We start from the raw sequence: 21,944 nt of genomic DNA, 5'->3' as shown, positions 1-21,944 counted from the left end.
GATCAGGCGTGGAGGTCGAAGAAGGCACGGGCGGTGTCCGGATCTTCGGGCAGGCCCTGGGGGAGGAGAACACGGTCCTCTTCCCCGATGGGCGCGACCCAAAGCGATCGGGTGGCGCTGGCGTCCAGGGCCGCGAAGTTTCGCGTTGAGCCATTGGCGTCGGCGTCGGCGTCGGCATCGGGGCCCGGATCGGATCGCGGAAGGCCCGCGAGTGTTTCCTTGAGCAGGGTCAGGGAGGTTCCGTCTTCCAGCATCATCAGCGCCGCGTCCTCAAGGGCGTCGAAGTCCGGCGAGGCACCGTGGTAGGCCTGTTTGACCGGGATGTTGCCGAGTTCGGCCGCGAGGCAGAGTGGAAAGCGCCGACCGACCCGGTCGACGCTGGGCATCATGATCCCGGCTACCGCATGGGGGCCACAGGCACCCGTCGGGAGGGCAAAACGCCAGATGGGCGCGCTGAGGTAACAGTCGTCCCAACGGTCACCGAGAGTTTCGGCGGCGGTCGCCAGCAGGGTCCGCATCCAGCGGTCCCAGCCGGTCATGAAGGCGGGGGACAGGCCGGAGCGGATGAAATCACCGACGCAAGGAACCTTGCCGTACCAGCCGTAAGAGAGGCCATTGGGCGTCATAGGGACCTCGGGCAGGAAAAGCTCTTCAGCGCCGGAAGGGTGAAGGGGTTCAACGCCGATCCGGCCCGAAGCTGGAAGGAGGCAATCCGTCCCCCCAAGTTGAAGACAATTTCGCTTCGGTCCGAGACATTGGTCCGTCGCGACTCTGCGGCGTCCAGCAGGCGGAACCAGGCCCAGGGACCGTCCCGTTGGATGCTGTTGGCCACGTCGGGGCGCGTTGGCGTCACGGCGACCCGAGTGCGGCCTCCGGTCTTTCCCGGCCAGGTCAGTGGGGTCACTTCCGGCGGCCCATGGGCATAGGTGACCGGTTCGCCATCGACTTCCAGGACCACTTGGTCAACGGTGGCGTCAAGGGAGAGGGGCTTGATGTCGAAGGTGATCGAAGGGGGTCCCGAGGACAGGAAGAAGCTGTCCCGGATGTCCGCGGCTTTCTGGAATTGCGCGATGACGGCGTTAGAGATGCCGATATCGGCGCCGTTCACCTGTTTCAGACGCCAGGGATTGCTGGTGGTATCCACGAAGGGAGCGAGGTTTTCCTTGAAGAAGCTGTCGATCAGTCCGTCAGGAGCGAACAGACGGCCAAAGTCCCGCAGGGTCACGTCCGCTTGGGCTCGCCGGTCAAAGGGATAGCGGCCCGACAACGCCTTTTGGCAGAAGGACTGAACCCCGGTCTGCCACTTGGTGTTCAACTCCGCCCGGGCTCCGCCCACGGTGGCGCCTGAAGAGCTGTCCACCACCTGAGAGGTCCAGCGCCGCAGGGGATTGGGGAGGCGGGTGATGGTGGCTTGCAGTTGATCGGCGGCGCTGGCGCCCTGGCTGACTATGGCCGTGCCCGTGTTCTGTCCCAGGGACAGGCGGTTCAATTGGTTGAAGACGTCGTTCATCTGGCGCAGAACGTCATCCAGTTGGGAGGGCGCGCCTTTGACGCCGTCCACCAGATCGTGGAGCGCCTGGAACCGGGATTCAACGAACTGTCCGGGAGGAGGGGTGTCCTGAGAAGCCAGACTCTCGGCGGGGATGGCCGAGGATAGGGCCTCGACAATGTCCGCTTGCTGGGAGTTGAGTTTTGAGACGGCCTCGTCGCGCAGGATGCCCGTGGCGGCGCCGCCGACATTCTTGGCGACTTCCTGTTCCCCGGGCAACTGGGTCAATTTCGTCTCCTTGGACACCGCCGTCAGAATGTTTCGGATCGGCGAGGCCGGGCCCGAAAGTGTATTGATGGCGTCCCTGGCCTGTCCCAGGCTGTCCATGGGAACGATGTCGAGATCAGCGAGAAGTTGGTCATAGCGGGTGACATAGTCGTTTTCGTAGAGAGCCAGGATGTCCCGCTCCAGACGGTCCAGTGCCTCTGGTGTCGCCGGGGTGGCAGCGGGACCAAGGACCAGGTTTTCCTGCTTGGCCTGATCCTCGACGGTGCTCAGGCGCGGCAGGAAGTAGTCGTGGAACCCCTTGTAGGTATAGACCCCGTCGATCCCGTCGCTCAGCGGTTTGCCCGAGGGGCGCGTCATGACCCGGGCGACTGCGGGGCCACCGACATCCGTTATCCGAAAGGGAGGCAGGGCGCGAGCGGATGGCGCGGTGACGATGCCCTGGTAGATCCGCTCGGCCAGCGGAGTTTCCAGCAGGAGTCCCCGAACCTGGGCGATCAGGGGACCATTCAGGTCGATCCGGCGCATGGGCTGTGTCAGCATCGCGTCCAGGTGTCGGGCGAGATCGGCGCGGAGTTGGTCCTGCTCTCGCCCCGGGAAGGCCAAGCCCCAATCGGTGCGCATCCATTGGGAGACCGTATCGACGTCCATGGGGGCCTGGAGACCGAGTATGAGGTAGACGCGCAAGGCTTCGAACAGGAACGTCTTGTTGTTCAGGTTGGCCTGCATCTGGGTTTCGAGACGGAACAGCAGGCGGGGCAGCAGCATGGCGTTCAGGGCGCCGCGATAGGCCTGGGCTCCCTCCGTGCCGATCACGTCGCCTTGGTACAGGCCATAGGTCAGGGCGAGGGGCGGGGCCGGATCGTCCGCGGACGGGTTGCCGGGCAGGTCGCGCAGGGCGTTCAGGGCGGGCACCACGGCGGGCAGGTTGTCGTCGGCGATGGGGCTGGTCGGGATGTCGCGGGAGAGGGCGCGGAAGGTTTCCACCTGGCTCCGCGCGTCGGCGATCAGGTCAAGATTGCCGAGATAGCTGTTGGTCCACAGCCCCAAGGCGGCTGCGAAGATCAGGACACCGGCGGCGATGGTCCCGCGCTTGATCCAGCGGTAGCGTCGCTCCACGGCGTCATCGGCGGAGACAAGGCCGGATTCCTTGAAGATCACGCCGGTCAACAGGCGGGTCAGGAAGAAGCTCCGCCCCTGCCCCCGGCCCGTGCCGATGGCTTGGCGGCCAATGCCGAAGGTTTTGGACATGCCCATCATCAAGCGGTCGATGGGCGTGCCTTCCTGCGTGCCGGAGGTGAAATAGACCCCGCGGAGAAGCTGGCCTTCCTCGTAGCGATTTTCCTGGAAAATGTCGCTCAGGAGGCTTTCGGCCAGGCCACGCAGTGAGGCAAACTGGGCGGGAAAGCCCGCGATCAGGCTGCGTCGCTGGAAGTCGATCTCCGCTTGCATGCGCTCCAGGCTCAGGCTGGACAACTGGTCGACCAGGGCCGTGAACTCCGTCGAGAAGCTGGCGAGTGGGAGAGCCTCGCCGTTCGACGGATCCGGAGGAAAGGTGAAGCCCCAGACCTGTTGACGCTCCTCCGCGCCCAGGTTCTCGAAGAATTCCTGGAACCCGGCGATCAGATCGGTCTTTGTGAACAAGATATAGACGGGAAAGCGCACGCCCAGCCGCTCGCGCAGTTCGAGGAGGCGGGTCCTGATGGCTTTGGCATGCGCTTGGCGTTCCCGCTCATCCTGGGTGGAGAGATCCGACAGGCTGATGGCGACGACGGCGCCGTTGATCGGCTGACGCCGTCGGTACTTCTTCAATATGTCGAGGAAGCCGGTCCAGGTCTTGGCGTCCACGTCCTTGTTGCTGTCTTGGGTGGTGTAGCGCCCCGCCGTGTCCAGCAGAACGGCTTCGTCGGTGAACCACCAGTCACAGTCGCGGGTGCCACCGACACCGCTGACGGCTGTCTTGCCCATGCGTTCCGCCAGGGGGAAACGCAGGCCCGAATTGATGATCGCGGTGGTTTTTCCGGAGCCGGGCGGGCCGATGATAATGTACCAGGGCAGTTGGTAAAGGGGGCGGGAACCGAAGCGACCGCCGAGCTTGGAGCCGCGCAGAATGCCCAGGGCCTCGGTCATGCGCGCGCTCAGGTCGGACAGTTCCGCTTCCACCATGTCGCTGTCGCGCGTTTCGGGGGATGTCGCCTGGGCTGTCATGGCCTCGGTCATGGTCCGGTCCAGGGAGCGTCGGCGGAGCAGTATGACGAGGATTGCGATGGTCGTGATCGCGGCGATGGCGGCCAGGGCGATCAGCCGCTCCGCGATTTCGTCAAGGGGGCGGACGTCGCCGAAGGCCAGTAAGGGGCCCAGATACCAAAGGGTCCCTGCCAGGATGAGGCTGAACAGGATCAGCAGACTGATGGGGCTGAGCAGTCGGGATCGGATCATGGGAAACATGGGTCAGCCTGCCTTCACTAGAATGACTTCGATGCGGCGGTTCTTGGCCCGCCCTTCGGCTGTATCGTTGGAGGCGATGGGTTCCTTGTCGGCCCGCCCTTCTGCCGAGATCCGGGATTTGTCACTCAGGGACGCGGAGATCCGCTTCATCACCGATTGGGCCCGGGCGAGGGACAGCCGCAGGTTCGAGGGGAAGCGCGCCGTGTTGATGGGGACGTTGTCCGAGTGACCAGCGACGATGATGCGTCCGGGCTCGTCGTTCAGGGCCTGGGCGACCCGATCCATGATGTCCTCGAACCGTGGAGCCAACTGGTCGGAGGCGGAGGGAAACATGCCGCTGCCGGTGATGCGGATGGTCAGGGTGTTGCCCTCGCTTGCGACACTGACCAAGCCTTCCTTGATCTCGGGCTGAAGGAAGGCGGACACCGCTTCCACGGTATCGACCTGGGCGGGCGAGGGTGCCGCAGGTGGCGGAGGCGGAGCCGGACGGTCAAGTTCGATCTGCCCTGCGAAATCCAGTGCGGCGATCTGGTCGCTCAGGCGACCGGACTCTCCGTTCAGCAGGATGGAATAGGTGAAGAAGGCCAGACACAGACCGGCCAGGATAAGGCCACCGGTGACCCAGAGCGGGGTCCAGGCCGAAAGCAGCCGGTGGGCGATGTCCATGCCTTTCCAATGGGGGGACAGGCTGGGTTCGGCGGGGCCGCGATGGGTGCGGATCAGTCGGGCGAGGTTGTCCCGGACGGAGAGATGCTTTTCTGTTCCCCGTTCGGCGACGCGCAGACGTCCTTCAAAGCCGAGGCTGAGGCAGACATAGAGGAATTCGAGCAGGTCCCGGTTCTGGGAAGGGGTCTGCTCCAGACGGGACAGCAGGTCATAGAAGCGGTCGCCGCCATAGGTTTCCTTATGGAAGGTTCCCACCATGCTTTGTTGCGTCCAGATGCTTTGTCCGCCCCAGGGGGTGTTGAGGACGACGTCATCAATCGTGGCGCAGATGGCGTAGCGGGCGACCCGCAGGTTTTCCGCCGGAATGCCGATCCGTAGGGCCTCGTTCACGAAGGCCTGGATCTCGGAGACGACGCTTTGGCGCAGGGCTGCCGGATCGGAATGCTGGGCTCGGTTGCGGATCCGTCCGACCAGGGAGAAGAGGGACGAGGCGGCGGCATTCAGTGGGTTCAGCCCAGCCGTCGCGCTCTCCAGCGGGACCGTGGATTGGCCGGAACGGGTGGATTGGGCTGATGGGGTGCGCGCGGCTGGGGGGGGCGCCGCCGAGGGGGAGGTTGGCGGCGGCATGGGCGGCGTGCTGGAGGAGACCGCTCCGCTCGGGGGAGGCATCGGAGTAGGCACCGAGGAGCGGCGGCCCGCCGGGTTTGGCCGAATGATTGTCTTGTCGGTATCGAAGGGTTCGGCGAATGGATCGTCGGATGACATCGGTCGCTCCCAGGCGGGGCCAGATCGCGGATCAATCACGACAGGCCGGCAGGTCGGTTAAAGGCGTCTACATTTGATGAGTGCGCGTGATCGTGGATTTGGTTCGCCGCGCTCATGCCTTTCTGGGCCTTACTCTCTAGAGTGAAATGGGATCAGCTTGGAACAAGCAGGCCCCATTTCACTCTGATTCTATAAGTTTTAGAGTATCTTCGAGGCCAAGTTTGGTCGCGAAGCGACCCAACTTGATCTCGGAATACTCTAGCGGATGGCCCAGAGCTCCATGGACAGGTCCGGGAAATCGCCGGAAACATGGACAGCCAGGCCGCCGGAGGTGGTCAACTGTTTCCAATGGGGGCTGCTGGTGTCGAGTTCGAAGTAGACGACGCCCGAGTGGTAGGGGACCTGACGGGGAGCCACGGGCAGGGGACGCAGGCCGATGCCCGGCAGGGCTGAGTTGACGAGCTGGCGGATTTCCTCCACCGAGCCCAGTTTGGCTTGGGTAGGGAAGTGGCGTCGCACGTTTTCCAGGGGAACGCTGGCCTTGGCCGCGAGCACAAAGGTGGCGCTGGCCAGCAGCCGCTTGTCGGAGATCATCGCCACAGAGACCCCGTACTTGCGCGGTTCGATGGGGATCGCCACCGCGTTCTGCTCGAGAACGGCGCTCAGGTACTGGCGCAGGGAGCGGAAGACCGGTTGGAACACATTGGTCAGGTCGTGGTGACAGTAGGCCGGGAATTGGGGGACCTGCTTCTCCGGTGTCATGAAGGTGGCGAGTTCGCCCGCCAGACCGACCAGAAACCGGTAAATCTCCTGGGGGTGCGCGTTCTCGATGGCCAGTAGGTGACGGACCACCGGCAGGTTCCGGTTCACGGCGATAAGCAGCAGGAAATCGGAGATCTCGGCAACCCCCTTGGCGGCCCCGCTTTGATTGAGCCGTCCGGCCAGGGCCTCGGCCCGGTGGCTCAGCAGGCCTTCCAGCTCGCGCAGGAAGCCGGAGAGCGCCGGGGCTGCGCGGACATCCGTGCAGGCGGGAATGAAGGCCCGGTCGAGGACCACTTCCTTGTCCTGGCGCACTTCGATAATCCGGGCGATGGGAATGACGATCTGGTCGGACAAATCGTCCAGGTCCAGGGCAAAGCGCAGGCGTAGCTTGCCCACGGCCATCTGGACCGCGCGGCCATCGCGGCCCATGGTGTCGGTCACCTCGATCTCTTCCAGGTGGTATCGCGTGGTGCCCTGGGTGGCGCCGCCCAGGTCGACCTCCACGGCGCCTTGACGGCGGATCGGGATGGCGAGATAGACCACAGTGTTCTTTGCCCCCAGCGGGACGTCGAGCGCGGGTGGATGCTCCTCGGTTTGGGGTACGCGGAAGGTCGCCCCATCCGGGGTCAGACCGGCGCAGGACTTTAGCGCGATTTTGCCGAGCTTGAGGAGCTCCTCATCGAGGGCTAGGTTGCGCAGGCCCCAGACATAGGGCGCGACCACCGCGCTGACACCGGCCACCAGGGATTCGACATAGCGGTCGTGCTGTTGGAAGTGGTGCGGCTGAAGGAACAGGCCTTCCTGCCAGATTACCTTGTTTTCCCAGGACACGCTCGGAATACTCCCCTCGCTGACCGGAGAGGGTCAGCGGTTTCTAGAGAAATGGAGGGGCGCGTCGAAACGCGCCGTGCTCTCGTTAGTGCGGGAAAGGAGGCTTTTGGTTTTCCAGAAAGGACGATTAGGCCAAAAAAGTTCATCCGGGATTTTCTGGGACAGACCGTCGCCTTTCCGGTTCTCTTTTGTCGTCATGCCCGTGAAAACGGGCATCCAGAGGGAGACCACGCGGACTCCTTCTGATCCCGGTTGCCCCCCCAGAAAAAGCGCCGCTGCCCTTCTACTGGATCACCACCCTGTTGCCCGAGAGGGTGACTGTCACCGGATTCCGGGCATTTGGCGTGAGCGGCCGCAGGGCTTTGAAGGTGGCACCGTCGATGGCGCGGAAGGCCGCAACCACGCCCACCGCTGTCGGATTGGTGGTGAATTTCCGGCTGTTGGTGACGGTCCGCTCCGGCGCCAGCTGGAAGGTGTCGACGGCGATCAGATCCGGGCCCAGGGTGGCTTCCGGGGAGTCGAAGAGGGCGAAGAAGTCCCCGGTTCCGAAGCCCGCCGGAGAGGCAAGGTAGTAGACCTTGACCTGGGCGGGCGCGCCGCCGTTCATGTCGCTTCCGCCTGTGATGGTAAGGTTGACGCTGGTGGGCGGAGGAGGCGGCGCGGCGCATGCGACCAGGAGAAGCAGGCTCACGATGGCGCCCGGCAGGGATTTCCAGGACATGGCTTTTCCTTTCAAAGCTTCTTCAATTGGTCTTCGTAGGCCCGCGCGAATTCTCGTCCGAAGGTCGATTGGAAATCATCCTCCGTTTCCCGCGCGATCCGGGCGTAATGGGTCTCGAAGGCTTCCCAGTAGCGGGCCTTTTTGCCGCCCAGCAGGCCACCAAGGGTGGATCCGGTTTCGATCCGGGCCGACAGTTTCCGGGGATCGAGCCGAACCAGAAGGTCCTTCAGCGCGGCTTCCATGCCGGACATCATCGCCACCTCGTGGGCGCGGATGTCGTTCAAGGCTTCGGTCGCGGCCGCCTCGGCGTCGAGGTAGCCGCGGACATTGGGGCGGATCATCATTTCCACTGCCTGTTCCGGGCTGACGGAGAACTTCAGGGGATTGTTGTTGCCTGAAGTGATCATGGTCCGGTCCATGCGCATCTCGCTTTTGATCGAGGCGCGGGCGATGAGGATCTCCCGCATGCCTTCGACCATGGTGGCGAAGACCTTACCCAGGCGGGCCATGGTCGCCTCCATCTCCTCGGGCGGGATGTCCAGATGTCCGGCGCCCGCTGCGGCGAGAAAGGCCCGCGCGGCTCTCTCCGCCGAGGCGGTTGGTCGGGACGGTGGCGTGGGATCGCGGACTGGGGTCGGGGTGTTTTCCTCCGGACGGGGCAGGGGCTCGGGATGGGGGGGAGGCGGAGGAGCCTCGGGCGTGGCGGGAGACAGCAGATCGTCCCAATCGTCCGGGATGATGGATGAATGGACCGAGGGAGCCGAGAAATGGTCCCGTTCGGAGGTGGTGTGGTCCGATGCGGTGGGGGCATCGCGGGTCGGGTCCATGGCGAAGGGATCGTCACCGAAGGGGGGGCCGTTCTCCGGGAACGGGCTCCGGTCCCCGGAAGAGCCCAGGTTTCTGGAAGGGCCCAGGTCGAAGGAAGAGGTTGGCGAGCCGGAGCCGGTCGCGAGGGGGTCGTCCGGAATCGTGGGGCGATCCCAATTGGGGCGTCCGCCGGAGCCCTCCTTGGACGCCCCCATGGGCGTGCCAAGGAGGTCATCCCAGGCGCCGGTCGCGCCGGCAAGGGGGTCGCTCAGGTCCTGATTGTCCGGCGTTCGGGGAGAAAAGGGGCCGACGATCCGCTCCGCCGCCGCGGGGGGGAGCGGTTCTGTGGTCTGGGGGATCGCCGTCTGGGAGGCGATCTGGACGACCAGTTCGAAGGATCCAAGCTGGATCACATCTCCGTTGTTCAGGGGCGTGGGGGTGCCGCCGAGCGGGTCGGATCCGTAGTTGAGATAGGTGCCGTTGGTGCTGGTATCGAGAATGACATAGTCGCCCCCCCGGTCTTCCAGGACGCAATGGCGTTTGGACAGCATCCGATCGGGATCGGGCAGGGTCAGGTCGTTTTCCTCGCCCCGTCCAATGGTCAGGACGCCGTTTCGCATGGGGATCGAAGCGCCGCCAGTGGGCAGGGGACCGGAATTCAAAGGGCGCAGGCTCAGACTCACAGGGTTATCCTCCGACCAAAACGGTGGGGCATCCCATGACGATCAAGCCGCCATGGCCGCAGGTATCGGTCATGCGCGCCTGGGGCTTCTTGCCCGTCAGGACCGTCATGGACCCCTTGGCGACGAGGTCCGGAGGACCGATGCAGACGGCCATGGCCGTTGCGGTGGCTGCGGGCATCTTGCCGATCAGAACGGTGGGAACGGGCGTGATGATGGGCCCGCCCACATGGGGGATGACAGCGGTCACCATGGGGCAAACGTGATTGTCGCCGACGCGGGCGGCAGGAAGGGTCATGGTGGCGTCTCCTGGTTTGGAGAGTCGGATGGGACGGTCTGGGGTGGGGCGACTGCGATCCTGCCGTTGCCGCCCCTGGCGATGTCCAGGGCACGGGCCAAGTATAGCGGGCCGCGCGTCTCCATGGGGTTTTCGTCCTGGGTCTCGTCTCCGCCCGCTTCGTGGAACAGGGCGGTCAGGACCATACCGAACACGGCTCCACCGACGGCGCCCGGGGGGGCCTCGTAGTCGTCCAGTTCCCCAGGACCGAGGGTGCCGTCGGCGAAGGCTGCAGCCATGGCGCAGAGGGTGGTTTCGTCCTCGTTTCCGGCTGCGTCCAGGGCCTCGCGAGCCCGGGCGCGGGTTTCTATGCCAGGACGAAAGACCCAGGCTTCGGCGGCCTGTACCGGCGCGGGGAGGGCTGTGCCCTCGGGCAAGGTGTCGCGCGCCGACAGGCAGGCCCACCAGGTGGCCTGCCGCGGCGGCAGGGCATGGGCGAGCAGCTGGAACATGTCGAGCAGGGCGCCCTGGTCGTCCAAATCCTGGAGAACCTCGGGAATGGAGGCGCTGGCGGGGGCGTTGATGCGAGTCTGAAGCACCACGTTGCCCTTGGCCAGTATCTTGGCTGCGGGTACGTCGGGAAGCTTTTTCAGGCCGCTGAAACGGCTCGTCTCGTTCATCGCGTCCGTTCCTAATTGATCATCGTGATGGCGCCCTTGACCATCAGGACACCGGAGGATTTGACCTCCGTCATGCCGCCGCCCTTGAGGGAAGCCTTGCCCTTACCTTCCAGCGTGAGTTGGCCGTTGGCGGTCAGCTTGGCGCTGGCATTGGCTTTGAACTCGAGCTGGGTGGAGGAAATCGTCACCTTTGTTGGCGTCATCTCGATCTTGGAGCCGCCGCATTTGATCGTGACCTTCGAGCCCGCCGTGATTTCCAGCGTCCGCCCCACGTCGATGTCATAGTTTTGGGAGATCTTGTCCGTCTTGCTGGCCTTTACGGTCAGGCGGTCGTCATCGCCAATCTCCGTTGCACGGCTCTTGGCGATGGATTGGGTTTCCTTGCCCATGGCGACCGTGAAGCTGTGGTCGCCCGCGCGGACGGTCTCGGTTTTGTCGCCGTGGATGGTTTGCTTGAAGGTGCCGCCCTTTTTGTGCTCCAGGCCAACGGTGATTTCGGCGTTGTTCTTGATGATCTGCTTGAAGTCCCGTTCGGATTGCAGGCGGACGAACTCGGCGTCCTTCTTGTCCTCGAAAACCAGTTCGCTGAAGCCGCTCCCCCCCTTGGAACTGTTGGTCTTCAGACCGCTCAGGGTCTGCTCGCGCGGGAGGGGGTAGGGGACCTTGGTGTCCCCGTTGTAAACCATGCCGGTAATCAGCGGGCGGTCGAGATCGCCGTTTTCGAATTGCACGACCACTTCCTGGCCGATCCGAGGGACGCCGATCATGCCCCAGGTCTTGCCGCTCCAAGGGACGGCGGTGCGGATCCAGCAGGAAGATTGGTCGTCGCGTTGCCCTTGCCGGTCCCAATGGAACTGAACCTTCACCCGGCCATATTCGTCGGTCCAGATCTCCTCGCCCTTTTTGCCGACCACGACTGCGGTCTGCACGCCCGTGTGGACAGGGCGTGGCGTGACCTGCGGCGCGCGGAATGGCGCGTCGAAGGGTTGGGTTTCGAAAAAGCAGCGATACATGTCGCGGGTGTTGGATGTGTCGAAATCCAGGGTCGGCCCCAGGATCGCGTTGATGTACTCGCGATCTTCCACGTCCGCGTCGATCTGCACCTGGTGTCGGGCGCCGATCACCAGGTATTCCGCGTTCTCCACTTTGCGTGGATGCTTCTTCATCTTGAATTTGCCGCCGACGGTCATCTGGCGGACATTACATTGCCCCTGTTTGCGCTCGGTTTCCGCCGCGAAGCCCTCGACCATCACACGGGCGTGGTGTTCGCCGATGGAGGTGTCCAGGTGCCGCCCCGGATATTCATAGACCTCGTATGTTTTGTAGGCATGCCGCCCCTGGGGCTTGGCCTTGGCCGAGCGCAGGTCCGATTTCGGCTTCTCGAAGTCGTAGTCCTGCAAGGTGACCTTGCCGGTGCGAATGGTCTCCTGTCCGCGCCATTCGAAGATGTGGTCATCCTGCCGCCGGAAGTGATCTTCGCGGAAATAAAAATCGATCTCCCGGCTATCCTCGATCGCTTCGTGAGCGCTGGAGTCATCTACCAGTACCAGCGTTTCCTTATCCTTTTCATGGCTGTGGTAGTAGTAAATGCCTTCTTCTTCCATCAGGCGGGATAGGAAGGTGAAGTCGGTTTCCTGGTACTGCACGCAATAGGTCCGCTTGGGATATGTGTGCTTTGTCTTGTCCCTGTAATCGGCGAAGCCGTGTTGGCGGAACACCTCCTTGATCACATCGATCACGGATTTGTCCTGGAAAATCCGGCAGTCGGAGGCGCGGGTCAGGAACCAGAACCAGGGACGGACGGTGGCCCGGAAATATCCCCGGCCCGCATGGGACCCCAGGTATTCGGCGGAGACGCAGCGGCCCTGGAAGTACCGGACCTTGTCCTTGGGAGCGTCCACGTCCAGACGAAGGCGTTCTCCCACGACCTTGCGCAAGTCGAGATCCATGTCCGGGGACATGAACTCGATGGTCGTCTCGAAAAGCTGACTCAGGCCATCGTTGACCTGGGCGCGGATCAAGAAGCCTTTCAAGGCATTGGGAAGCTCCAATCGGGCTTGTCGTCCCTTGAGCGTGATGTCGTCGGCCATGAGCGCGTCTCTTTCCTTTAAGCAACTTACGCGATCGCGGGCGGGGGCGCGGGTGCGTCGATGGTGACCAATTCGTCATGCCGCGTCAGCCGTTCAATGATGCCGGGGTGAATACTCCAGAGAGAGCGGATGCCTTGGTTGTCGGGGAGAGCCGCGGTCAGATCGAGCGCCGAGGCGAAGCGGATACAGTGAACCGGTGTGGGATAGGCGGCGTCGGCCGCCAGCAGGGCGTCGAGATGCCGTTCTCCTTCGAGCAGCCAGTGGGAGTCCCCGACTTGGGCGAGAATAATCGCGTCATCGTCCAGCATCACAGACCCTCCAAAAGTGCGGCGAGCTCCGGGTCCATCTCGTCGTCCGATCCGTTCTCATCCTCGTCCTCATCAAGGCTGGCCAACAGGCGGTCCAGAGCGTTGTCCTCGTCGTCGCTATCCGTGTCGTCCGGGTCGAGATCCCCATCCTCATCCTCATCGGTGTCGGTGTCGAAGTCGAGATTGATATCCTCGTCGTCGTCGCCCGAATCGAGGTCGATATCCTCGTCCTCTTCTTCTTCGTCGTCGCTGACGTTCAGGCTCTTCAGGGCCTCGCCGGGCTTGGCTCGGAGTCGATCCCTGTTTTCCGGGTCGGCCAGGCCGAAGCCTACCTGTGTGCCCATGGCCGCCTTGCCCGTTCCAGAGGTCAGGGCCCAGGGACCGGCGAGCATGTCGCCGCTCAAAGCCTGGAAGGAGCCTTGGCGCACCTCGGCCCGCCCCTTGACGGACAGGACCGGCATGAAGCCCCGGGCGACCACGTCGGCGGTGGTTCGGGTGTTCAGCAGGCGTTCGGTGCAGGGCAGGGCGATCTGGTCGCCGTACTGGTCGACCATGGTGTGGATGGGGATGTCCCCCATGCCCATGATCTCGCCCAAGCGCATGTTTTTGCCGTCGCGGACCACGGTCGCGGCCATCAGGGTCGCCGAAAGGATCACGGGATTGGCCCAGAGCATCCCCTTCAGGCCCTCGCGCAGGGTGAATTCCTCGAAATCGAAGGGATCCACCGGTTCGCCCTTGGCGCCGTAGGGTTGACGCAGCAGGAAGCGGGGGGCGACGAGGCCCGCGTAGGCGGCCTCGGGCAGGCGTCGCATGGCATCCCAGGCTTTGGCCACCAGGGGATGGCGTTCGTGCTTGGGTGTCTTCAGGAACTCCGGGGTGATGGCGGCGACGAAGGGGGCGTTCATCCAGTCGGAGATCTTGGCCATCCGCGCCAGGAGTTCGGCGTGGGGAGGTGTTTCCTCCAGCGTGTAGAGGCCGAAGACGGCAGAGAGAGGGCCTTGGGAGTCATCCAGACGAGGCTCCTCGGCGAGCATGCGGAAGAGCCCGCTTTCCACCAAGTCGTCCTGGGCGGCCAGGTCGGCGGCCCATTCCTCCGCCGAGACGTCATAGAGGACGATGTCCATGCCGCCGCTGGTTTCCACGCGGCGCGCCAGGAATTCCAGGGAGCGCCAGGTGGATTCCACCGCCTGGAAGTCGGGGTGGTGCAGGATGGCACGCATGGCGCTGGACAGGGCCTCGTCCAGCGCGGCGAGGAGCGAGCCCTGGTCCGGATCTGCGGCGGCCTGGATATGGGGTCCCACGATCCGGGCGATCAGATCGTCGGTGGCGCCGGGCCGGGCGACCTGTCCCTTGATGTCTCCGATGAGGGTTTGGAAATCGCTCAGCTTGCGGTTGGCGGGGACGGTGCCGCCCTTGGCCCGGTGGCGGGTGGTCTTGCCGGGGTGTGGGTGCATCCCGGCCCAGGCGCGCGTCTCGGCGATGGCGCTCTTGTCGCCGCGGGCGACCCGTTGGCGTAGGGCTGCCAGATCTTCGAACAGCGCCACGTTTTCATACAATTCGTCGGGGTGGAGATCATCCAGGCTGGACAGCTTCACCTCGATACCTTCGCCATCCTCGCCGATGGGCAGGACCAGTGTCGTGGCGAAGCGGGCGATCACGTCGTCGAGGGTGTCGATGTCGAACTTGATCGCCTTGCGCCGGGCCAGCGCGTCGCCGATCTCCAGGTCCCCTCTGCTGGCGCGACCCGTGAAGTCGCCGAGTAGGGCGATGCGGAATTTTTGTCGCGGGGAGTCGCGGTCTTCCGGACGGTCGAGGGTCAGCACGCCGAAGGGCTGGGCGGGAGGCTGCCGGTTTTCGTCCGGATCACTGTCCTCGTCATCGGAGTTGAGGAGGGTGTCGAGGTCGATATCGTCGCTTTCTTCCTCGTCGTCGTCCTCGTCATCGGAGTTGAGGAGGGTGTCGAGGTCGATATCGTCGCTTTCTTCCTCGTCGTCGTCCTCGTCATCGGAGTTGAGGAGGGTGTCGAGGTCGATATCGTCGCTTTCTTCCTCGTCCTCGTCGTCGGAGTTGAGGAGGGTGTCGAGGTCGATATCGTCGCTTTCTTCCTCGTCCTCGTCCTCGGAGTTGAGGAGGGTGTCGAGGTCGATATCGTCGCTTTCTTCCTCGTCCTCGTCGTCGGTGTTGAGGAGGGTGTCCAGGTCCACATCGCCGCTTTCTTCATCCTCCTCGTTGTCGACGGCGAGCTGGGTGTCCGGGACGGTCGTCTCCCCATGTTCGGTTCCGGACGGTCTGTCGTTGACCAGGAGCGCGTGAAGATCCACGTCGCTGCTCTCTTCGGTCGCCTCGGGGATAGGGGTGTTTCTCAGGCTGTCAAGGGCGCCCTGGACGTCCTCGGCTTCGTCCCTGGACTCTTCAACGCGGAGCGCGCGCAGGCTGTCGAGGACCTGAGCATGATCCCCGTCCGCAGGGCCTTGGGATGAAAAGATCCCGGTCAGGGCGGCGAAGGAGGCAGGGTCCTGGATCAGCTTGGCGATCAGATCCTCGGCTCCGGTCTTGCCATCCATATAGGTCGCCAAGTGAGACAGGCGGGTCCGGGCCTCCAGCAGTTTGCGCAGCGGTTCCACCTGCTTGGCGATGGCGGCGGGGGAGAAGTCCTCCAGGCTTTCGAATGTCAGATCGACGGACAGGTTTCCCTCGCCGGTTAGGGTATTGGCGACCGTGAAGGCGGCGCGGGGCCCGATCGACTTCATGCGGTCATCGAAGTTGTCGACGTCGATTTCCAGGAACTTGCGGTCCGCGACCGAGGGAAGCGCGGCCTGCGACTGACCGGAGAGGTCGGCGAGAACCCCCATGACGAAGGGCAGCTCCACTGTCTTCTCGGCCCCGTAAAGCTCCACGTCGTATTCGATCTGAACCCGGGGCGCGCGGTTCCGTGCGACAAATTTCTGACCACTGTTCGCCATGTCGATTGTCCTCGCGCCGACTGAAGGACGCGCCAAGAGGTTTCGCTGCTGTCAACGGTTGGTGCGGCAAACGGGCCGGGAGGTTCACGGCTACGGAAAAAATTCGTCGGGATCCCGGATGGCGGGCCCGCTCCCGCGCCCGGTGTGACGATTTGTATTTTTCGACTGAACCAAACCGGCAGGCACCGGCACTCATCGGTGAAACAAATGAGGCCTAAGGGCGCGAGTGGTCGCGCTTGCGTCGGCAACCGTGAAGGAATGAGACATGAATGAAGTTACTAAAATCACGATTCCTGAACTCTATAAGATGTGGCAGAAGGTTAAGAAAGACGCTCAGGGCGCGGCAAAAAAGAAAAAGAAGGAGGACGCTTTCACCGAGCTCATGAAAGAATTTGGGTCACGTCTGGAAACGCTGCTGAAGGAATTTGCCGAATCGTATCCAAATTCTGGAAAAATGAAAGAGAAGAGGAATAAATCTCTTGATGAAATAAAAAAATACAAGAAAAAGATCGTGGATTATAGTAAAAGTAAAAAACTTGAAAAGGATGTTCTGGTTATTCTTGATGATGGTCTTCGTGATATTGAGTATAAAATGGACGCTTCATTGTCATTGGTCCAATCGGCGGTGGAGAGCGGCGGCGATGTCGCCATGAAACAGGCGATCAAGGCATCGAAAAAAACGAAGTTCTCGCCGTTGATCCTGTTCCAGCATGACGATCTGAGCGACGTGGTCATGAAGATGAAGCCGAAGGCGAAAACTGTTTTCGAGATCGAGAAGCTCGAGATCGAGGCCATTCTTGATGACGAAAAGATTCTGCAGAAGATTGGAGACGGTGATCCCTACATAGCACAGAAGTGCAAGGACGCAGGAAACTTCAAGCAGCTCGTGACCGACATCGCAAATGCCTATGAGAAGGCGGCTAACAGCATCGCCAAGGATCCGACATCGGCTGACAAAGCCAAACAGGTTTTCAGCGACGAGGTTACGCGGGCTACTCAGAATGCGTGTGAGCGGGCGGCTGGTGAGTTGAACCGACTTGAAGGCGTGCGCGTGAACTATCGCAATTACAAGATCGAGAGCCGTGTCAAACTCGGTGCGACGGTCGCAGGCACAGGCATCGGCGTGGCGTCACTGGCTCTCTCGCCGTTCACTGGAGGGGCGTCGGTCGTCGCTGTAATCGGTGTGGCCAAGGGTTTGCGTTCGACATTTGATCAGACTAAGGACCTTCGGTCGGAAGCGGAGCAGGTCGCTAATCGTATCTCCGAAAATCTATACCATCTGAACTCGCAATATGAGAATCTTTCGCGTAATAATATTGGCGCGGACCAAGTCTTGCGCACCACGATCAACGCATTGTTGCCGGGTTCTCTCAACACGATAAAGGGCCTTTCAAAGGACTGTGACCTGCTTGACAAGAAAATCGAGGGCCTGGAGATGGCTGCCAGAAATACGTCTCGCAAACTGGATACGCTTCTCAAGCTTCCAAAGGCCCTGGATAATGAAAACGAAAAATGGACCAAACGGAACGAAGGGAAAATATGGGGGAGGTTGCGCACGAGCCTTAACGCTCTCAAGAAGAAGAACCAGAATACTCCGAATGACGTCAAGGAAATCATAGAACGGATCATGGAGTACAACAGTCGGGTTGAGAAGGCGCGCAAAGAACACGGGGTATTGGCTAAGCAAGTTAAGATCTTGTCCGATCAGGAGCCGACGGGGGCGAAATTCGCCGAGGTATTCGTGGAACTGAGTGCTAGCGTCGCCTTCCTGGCGGTCGGGTGGAAAGGCGCTGTTGGGCTCGAGGAAGCGGCCGACAAGGCTCTCAATTATTCCGGCAACTTGATTGCTACTTTAGAAGGTGTGGAAGCTGCCTGTAACAACGTGCAGGAGGAGTTGGACAATCAGCGCAGATAGAGGGGGGCGAGCGGAAAAGTGGGCGCCGGTTTTTCGGTCTACTCGATGCTCAACTTGTTGACTCTAGAGTGAAATGGGATCATCTTAAGTCAAGGTCGCCCCCTTTCGCTCTCATACTATTAGTTTTAGAGTATATTCGCGACCAAACTTGATCTCGAAGATACTCTAAGCCGCGCAGATCTCGCGATCGTCATGGGCCCGAATGAGGTGTTTGATCCTTGCTCGGGTCCTTTTGGCGTTTGGTGGGTGGAAAAAAAACACCCGCTTGACATCCATCGAGCGGGGCTTCAAGAGACTGGATCAAGAATCTGGAGCGGTGCTACAGCCCTTCGGCAATGGATTGGATGTCGTCCAATTTGCTTTTGATGCCAAGGTATACCCCTTGACCGAGGACTGGTCCCACCATGCCGGAGCCTTTTTGTATGAGCTTCCATTTGTCCGGCTCGGATTTTTTTATCTCCGTGAGTGCCTTTGTGACGGTCTCTTTGTTTTTCTTGCGAATATCCAGGCTGTTTTGAAGAGACTTGTTTTGGTCGATGCCGTCATTTGTTCTGCTTTCCAGGGCCTTCAGGGCCGCCGAGATGATCATGTCCGGTCTGGAGCCACTTTGTTTCCGCAAGTCCTTGGTCCTGTCCAGGATTTTGTCGAGTGTTTTCCCGAAGTCGCGGGATGCTCTGTCCAGTGCCTGAACCTGTTTGTCGTATTCACCGATGTCTTTCATGACGTCATCGATGGTGGCGAAGAAATCTTTACCCAGAATCTTGTTCGGATCAGGTTGTGTGCCGTCCTTGGCGCCGCCCGACATGAGGCTTTTCTTGTTGTCGGCGTAGCGCTTGCGAAGCAGGTCGAGAGATGTTTTGAAGGACTTCTCCAGCGTTTCGGCGGCCCGCGCGGCCTTGTGGATTGCCTCGTACCCCCCTTTGGCATCGCGGATGCTTTTCAGGAGCTGGGTGGTGGAAAGGGCTGGGGCCGCCTCGCCTTCATCCTGTAAGAGGTCCGCGAAGGACTTGGTCGTATCAAGGATGATTTTGGCATCCCGCTCGGCAAGCGTGGTTTGTTCTTTTTTGAACCCGGTCCAAGTGGCGCGGACCGCTTTCTCGGTGTTTCCGGCGACGGCCCTGAACATCTTTTGGTAGTCTTTCTCGAGTTTCTGGATGACGGCCTTCTTCTTGTCTTCCGCCACCCGATCGTATTCGATATCGGCCTTTTGCAGGATGTTGACCAAAGCGGGCACAAGTTTTCCGTATGCGCTGTCCGCGGCGCGGCTCAGGTCGTCTTGTGCGGACTTGTCCGCCGAGAGGACTTGATGGGTCTCCTTGTCGACTTCCAGCGTTACGGAGAAGTCGAGCGCCTTTTCCAGATGAATCTGCTTGGTCTTGGCTTTTTTTCTGACCTGGCTGCTAACGTCTCGTGAAAGGACGGGCCACGTGGGCATAGGTCAAGTCTCCCGCATGCGAAAAGGTTCTAGAGTGAAACTGGATCGGCTTGAGTCAAGCTGGCCCCGTTTCACTCTAGCTGAAGGCGTAGGTGAACTCCCCCGCCGTCACATCGACGGTGATCCGTTCGACGGTGGCGCCATCGAGCATGCGGGTTAGAAACTCCGTGGAAATGGCGGGAAGCATGGTGTTCGTGACAATGGAGTCGATCATGCGGCCACCGCTTTCCAGTTCCTGGCAGCGGGAGACGATGGTTTCGATCACCGCGTCGGAATAGGTGAGGGTCGCGGCGTGGGTGTCGGTGACCCGCTTCTGGATCCGGCCCAGTTGCAGGCGGGCGATCTCGCCGATCATGTCCTCGCTCAGCGGGTAGTAGGGAATGGTGACGAGCCGTCCCAGAAGCGCGGGAGGGAAAACCTTGAGCAGCGGGTCGCGCAGGGCCTTGGCGATCCCTTCGGGGTCGGGCATCAGGTGCGGATCGGCGCAGAGGTCCATGATCACCTCCGACCCCACGTTGGAGGTCAGCAGGATCAGGGTATTGCGGAAATCGATCACACGGCCCTCACCGTCTTCCATGACGCCCTTGTCGAAGACCTGAAAGAAGAGTTCGTGGACGTCCGGATGGGCCTTTTCCACCTCGTCGAGCAGGACCACGGAATAGGGCTTTCGGCGCACGGCCTCGGTCAGGACACCGCCCTCGCCATAGCCCACGTAACCCGGAGGGGCACCCTTCAGGCTGGAGACCGTGTGCGCTTCCTGGTATTCGGACATGTTGATGGTGATGACGTTCTGTTCACCGCCATACAGGGTTTCGGCCAGGGCAAGCGCCGTTTCGGTCTTGCCGACGCCCGACGTTCCCGCCAGTAGGAAGACGCCGACGGGCTTGGAGGGATTGTCGAGCCCAGCACGCGAGGCCTTCACCCGCTTGGCGATCATCTCCATGGCATGGTCCTGGCCGATCACCCGCTTGGCCAGATGGTCGGACAGGGTCAGCACGACGCGGATCTCGTCCTTGACCATGCGGCCCACGGGAATACCGGTCCAATCGGCCACCACGGAACTGACGGCCTGGGCGTCGACGATGGGCAGCATCAAGGGCGTTTCTCCCTGGAGCGCGGCCAGTTCCGCCTGTTTCGCGCGCAGCTCGGCGAGGGTGGCGTCGCGCTCGGGTCCGGACAGAGCTTCCGTTGTGCTGTCGCTGTCCGAGGCGTCGCTGTCCGAGGTGTCGCCTTCCACGGGAGCGCCACCCGCACGCAGTTGGCCGCGCAGCGCGAGGATGTCCTCGACCAGGGCCTTTTCTGCGGTCCAGCGCGCGGTCAATTCATCCAGGCGCTCCGTTTCCGCTGCCAAGTCTGCGGTCACGCGGGCTTGGCGGTCGACCACATCGGTCCCCGCCGTCTCGTCGCGGGCGATGATGTCGCGTTCCGTGTTCAAGGCATCGATGCGGCGCTGGCAATCGTCCACCGGGGCGGGGACGGCGTGCAGACTGATCGCCACCCGGGCGCAAGCGGTGTCAAGCACGCTGACCGACTTGTCGGGGAGCTGGCGCGCGGGAATATAGCGCGCCGATAGCTTCACCGCTGCCTCCAGGGCTTCGTCCAGGATCTGGACCTGGTGGTGGCGCTCCAGCATGCTCGCGGTGCCGCGCATCATCAGGACGGCCTTGGCCTCGTCGGGTTCGGCCACTTGAACCACCTGGAAACGGCGGGTCAGGGCCGGGTCTTTCTCGATGTGCTTCTTGTACTCGGCCCAGGTGGTGGCGCCGATGGTGCGTAGGGTGCCCCGCGCCAGGGCGGGTTTGAGCAGGTTCGCGGCGTCGCCGGTGCCTGCGGCACCTCCCGCGCCGACCAGCGTATGGGTCTCGTCGACGAAAAGGACGATGGGTACGGGGCTGGCCTGGACCTCTTCGATGACGCTTTTCAGGCGATTCTCGAATTCCCCTTTCATGGAGGCGCCCGCCTGCAGCAGGCCCACGTCCAGGGAGAGGAGGCGCACCGCGCGCAGGGCCGGAGGGACGTCGCCGCGGATGATGCGCAGGGCGAAGCCCTCCACCACTGCGGTCTTGCCGACCCCGGCCTCGCCGGTGAGGATCGGGTTGTTCTGGCGCCGACGCATCAGCACGTCGATGATCTGGCGGATTTCCTCGTCCCGTCCGACGATGGGGTCGATCTCGCCCGCCCGCGCCTTTTCGGTCAGGTCCGCACAGAATTGCGCCAGGGCCTGACCGCCGCCCAGTTGGGGCGCCATGGCCGCCGACTCCTCGCCGGGGAGCGATCCGCTCCCCTGGGCGGGCGCGCCCTCCTCGGGCGAGCCGGAGAGGATATCGGTGAAGTTTTCCGACAGATCGTCGACCCGGACCGCGCGGAATTGCTGGGAGATGCCGTCGAGCAGGTGACGCAGGTTGGGTGTTTTCAGCATGCCGAGGATCAAATGGCCGGTCCGCACCTGAGTGGCGCCGAACATCAGGGATCCATAAACCCAGGCCCGTTCCACGGCGTCTTCCAGATGGGAGGACAGGTCCGAAATGGCGCTGGCCCCGCGGGGCAGGGCGTCGAGCCCACGGACCACGTCGGCCGCCACGCGGGCGGGATCCAGGTCATAGTGTCGGATAATCCGGTGCAGGTCGCTGTCCTGGCCTTGCAGGATCTGATGAACCCAATGGACCAGTTCCACGTAAGGGTTGCCGCGCATCTTGCAGAAGACGGTGGCGCTTTCGATCGATTGATAGCCCAGGTGGTTCAGTTTTCCGAACAGGGCGACGCGGCTGATCTCGGACATGGGTTCGTTCCGTTTCCGAGAGTGAACCTGGATCAGCTTGGGT

14 protein-coding genes are annotated in these 21,944 nt (G+C 62.3%); 1 reads left to right on the top strand and 13 read right to left on the bottom strand.

Features of this window, described 5'->3' with window-relative positions:
• Positions 1 to 2: 2 nt before the first annotated feature.
• The 11 genes from tagF to tssB all read right to left on the bottom strand — a co-directional run bounded on the left by tagF (position 3) and on the right by tssB (position 15,772).
• Positions 3 to 626 (bottom strand): type VI secretion system-associated protein TagF, encoded by a 624-nt coding sequence (gene tagF / locus ACLIRY_RS13130; RefSeq protein WP_413205855.1) that lies wholly within the window; start codon positions 624 to 626, stop codon positions 3 to 5.
• On the bottom strand, positions 623 to 4,213 hold the full coding sequence (gene tssM / locus ACLIRY_RS13125; protein WP_413205854.1) for a type VI secretion system membrane subunit TssM: 3,591 nt from the start codon (positions 4,211 to 4,213) through the stop codon (positions 623 to 625). Before tssM ends, tagF begins: the two co-directional genes overlap by 4 nt.
• 12 nt (positions 4,214 to 4,225) lie before the next feature.
• Complete coding sequence (gene tssL, locus ACLIRY_RS13120; RefSeq protein WP_413205853.1) at positions 4,226 to 5,653, bottom strand: type VI secretion system protein TssL, long form; 1,428 nt, start codon at positions 5,651 to 5,653, stop codon at positions 4,226 to 4,228.
• Positions 5,654 to 5,911: 258 nt separating this feature from the next.
• Positions 5,912 to 7,246 carry a type VI secretion system baseplate subunit TssK gene (gene tssK / locus ACLIRY_RS13115; RefSeq protein WP_413205852.1) on the bottom strand — a complete coding sequence of 445 codons (1,335 nt, stop codon included), beginning with the start codon at positions 7,244 to 7,246 and terminating at the stop codon, positions 5,912 to 5,914.
• Positions 7,247 to 7,529: 283 nt separating this feature from the next.
• Positions 7,530 to 7,967, bottom strand: a complete 438-nt coding sequence (gene tssJ, locus ACLIRY_RS13110; protein ID WP_413205851.1) for a type VI secretion system lipoprotein TssJ — start codon at positions 7,965 to 7,967, stop codon at positions 7,530 to 7,532.
• 11 nt (positions 7,968 to 7,978) lie between these two features.
• Positions 7,979 to 9,457 (bottom strand): type VI secretion system-associated FHA domain protein TagH, encoded by a 1,479-nt coding sequence (gene tagH, locus ACLIRY_RS13105; RefSeq protein ID WP_413205850.1) that lies wholly within the window; start codon positions 9,455 to 9,457, stop codon positions 7,979 to 7,981.
• 4 nt (positions 9,458 to 9,461) lie between these two features.
• Positions 9,462 to 9,752 (bottom strand): PAAR domain-containing protein, encoded by a 291-nt coding sequence (locus ACLIRY_RS13100; RefSeq protein WP_413205849.1) that lies wholly within the window; start codon positions 9,750 to 9,752, stop codon positions 9,462 to 9,464.
• Positions 9,749 to 10,411, bottom strand: coding sequence for a DUF6931 family protein (locus ACLIRY_RS13095; protein WP_413205848.1), 663 nt, complete (start codon positions 10,409 to 10,411; stop codon positions 9,749 to 9,751). The genes ACLIRY_RS13100 and ACLIRY_RS13095 overlap by 4 nt, the downstream gene beginning before the upstream one ends.
• Before the next feature lie 11 nt (positions 10,412 to 10,422).
• The gene (locus ACLIRY_RS13090) at positions 10,423 to 12,501 is read right to left on the bottom strand and encodes a type VI secretion system Vgr family protein (RefSeq protein ID WP_413205847.1); all 2,079 of its coding nucleotides are present in this window, start codon (positions 12,499 to 12,501) and stop codon (positions 10,423 to 10,425) included.
• Positions 12,502 to 12,527: 26 nt separating this feature from the next.
• Entirely contained in the window at positions 12,528 to 12,809 is a 282-nt protein-coding gene (locus ACLIRY_RS13085) for a hypothetical protein (RefSeq protein ID WP_413205846.1), read from the bottom strand.
• On the bottom strand, positions 12,809 to 15,772 hold the full coding sequence (gene tssB, locus ACLIRY_RS13080; RefSeq protein WP_413205845.1) for a type VI secretion system contractile sheath small subunit: 2,964 nt from the start codon (positions 15,770 to 15,772) through the stop codon (positions 12,809 to 12,811). Before tssB ends, ACLIRY_RS13085 begins: the two co-directional genes overlap by 1 nt.
• Before the next feature lie 265 nt (positions 15,773 to 16,037).
• On the opposite strand from tssB, the gene ACLIRY_RS13075 reads away from it, so the two are divergent.
• Entirely contained in the window at positions 16,038 to 17,687 is a 1,650-nt protein-coding gene (locus ACLIRY_RS13075) for a hypothetical protein (RefSeq protein ID WP_413205844.1), read from the top strand.
• Positions 17,688 to 18,006: 319 nt separating this feature from the next.
• Here the strand turns inward: ACLIRY_RS13075 and ACLIRY_RS13070 are convergent, their stop codons facing one another.
• Together ACLIRY_RS13070 and tssH are read right to left on the bottom strand one after the other, a co-directional pair.
• Positions 18,007 to 19,122 (bottom strand): hypothetical protein, encoded by a 1,116-nt coding sequence (locus tag ACLIRY_RS13070; RefSeq protein ID WP_413205843.1) that lies wholly within the window; start codon positions 19,120 to 19,122, stop codon positions 18,007 to 18,009.
• A 76-nt stretch (positions 19,123 to 19,198) separates the two neighbouring features.
• Positions 19,199 to 21,901: a type VI secretion system ATPase TssH gene (gene tssH, locus ACLIRY_RS13065; RefSeq protein ID WP_413205842.1), complete on the bottom strand. Its 2,703-nt coding sequence runs from the start codon at positions 21,899 to 21,901 to the stop codon at positions 19,199 to 19,201.
• Between the last annotated feature and the right edge of the window lie 43 nt (positions 21,902 to 21,944).

This window comes from Rhodospirillum sp. A1_3_36, assembly GCF_047263945.1.
Lineage (GTDB): Bacteria > Pseudomonadota > Alphaproteobacteria > Rhodospirillales > Rhodospirillaceae > Rhodospirillum.
This window is presented reverse-complemented; position numbering and strand designations above follow the sequence as displayed.

Coding starts and splice junctions, on each gene's coding strand:
- tagF (WP_413205855.1), bottom strand. CDS start 626: ATGACGCCCAATGGCCTCTCTTACGGCTGGTACGGCAAGGTTCCTTGC.
- tssM (WP_413205854.1), bottom strand. CDS start 4,213: ATGATCCGATCCCGACTGCTCAGCCCCATCAGTCTGCTGATCCTGTTC.
- tssL (WP_413205853.1), bottom strand. CDS start 5,653: ATGTCATCCGACGATCCATTCGCCGAACCCTTCGATACCGACAAGACA.
- tssJ (WP_413205851.1), bottom strand. CDS start 7,967: ATGTCCTGGAAATCCCTGCCGGGCGCCATCGTGAGCCTGCTTCTCCTG.
- ACLIRY_RS13100 (WP_413205849.1), bottom strand. CDS start 9,752: ATGACCCTTCCTGCCGCCCGCGTCGGCGACAATCACGTTTGCCCCATG.
- ACLIRY_RS13095 (WP_413205848.1), bottom strand. CDS start 10,411: ATGAACGAGACGAGCCGTTTCAGCGGCCTGAAAAAGCTTCCCGACGTA.
- ACLIRY_RS13090 (WP_413205847.1), bottom strand. CDS start 12,501: ATGGCCGACGACATCACGCTCAAGGGACGACAAGCCCGATTGGAGCTT.
- ACLIRY_RS13085 (WP_413205846.1), bottom strand. CDS start 12,809: ATGCTGGACGATGACGCGATTATTCTCGCCCAAGTCGGGGACTCCCAC.
- tssB (WP_413205845.1), bottom strand. CDS start 15,772: ATGGCGAACAGTGGTCAGAAATTTGTCGCACGGAACCGCGCGCCCCGG.
- ACLIRY_RS13075 (WP_413205844.1), top strand. CDS start 16,038: ATGAATGAAGTTACTAAAATCACGATTCCTGAACTCTATAAGATGTGG.
- ACLIRY_RS13070 (WP_413205843.1), bottom strand. CDS start 19,122: ATGCCCACGTGGCCCGTCCTTTCACGAGACGTTAGCAGCCAGGTCAGA.
- tssH (WP_413205842.1), bottom strand. CDS start 21,901: ATGTCCGAGATCAGCCGCGTCGCCCTGTTCGGAAAACTGAACCACCTG.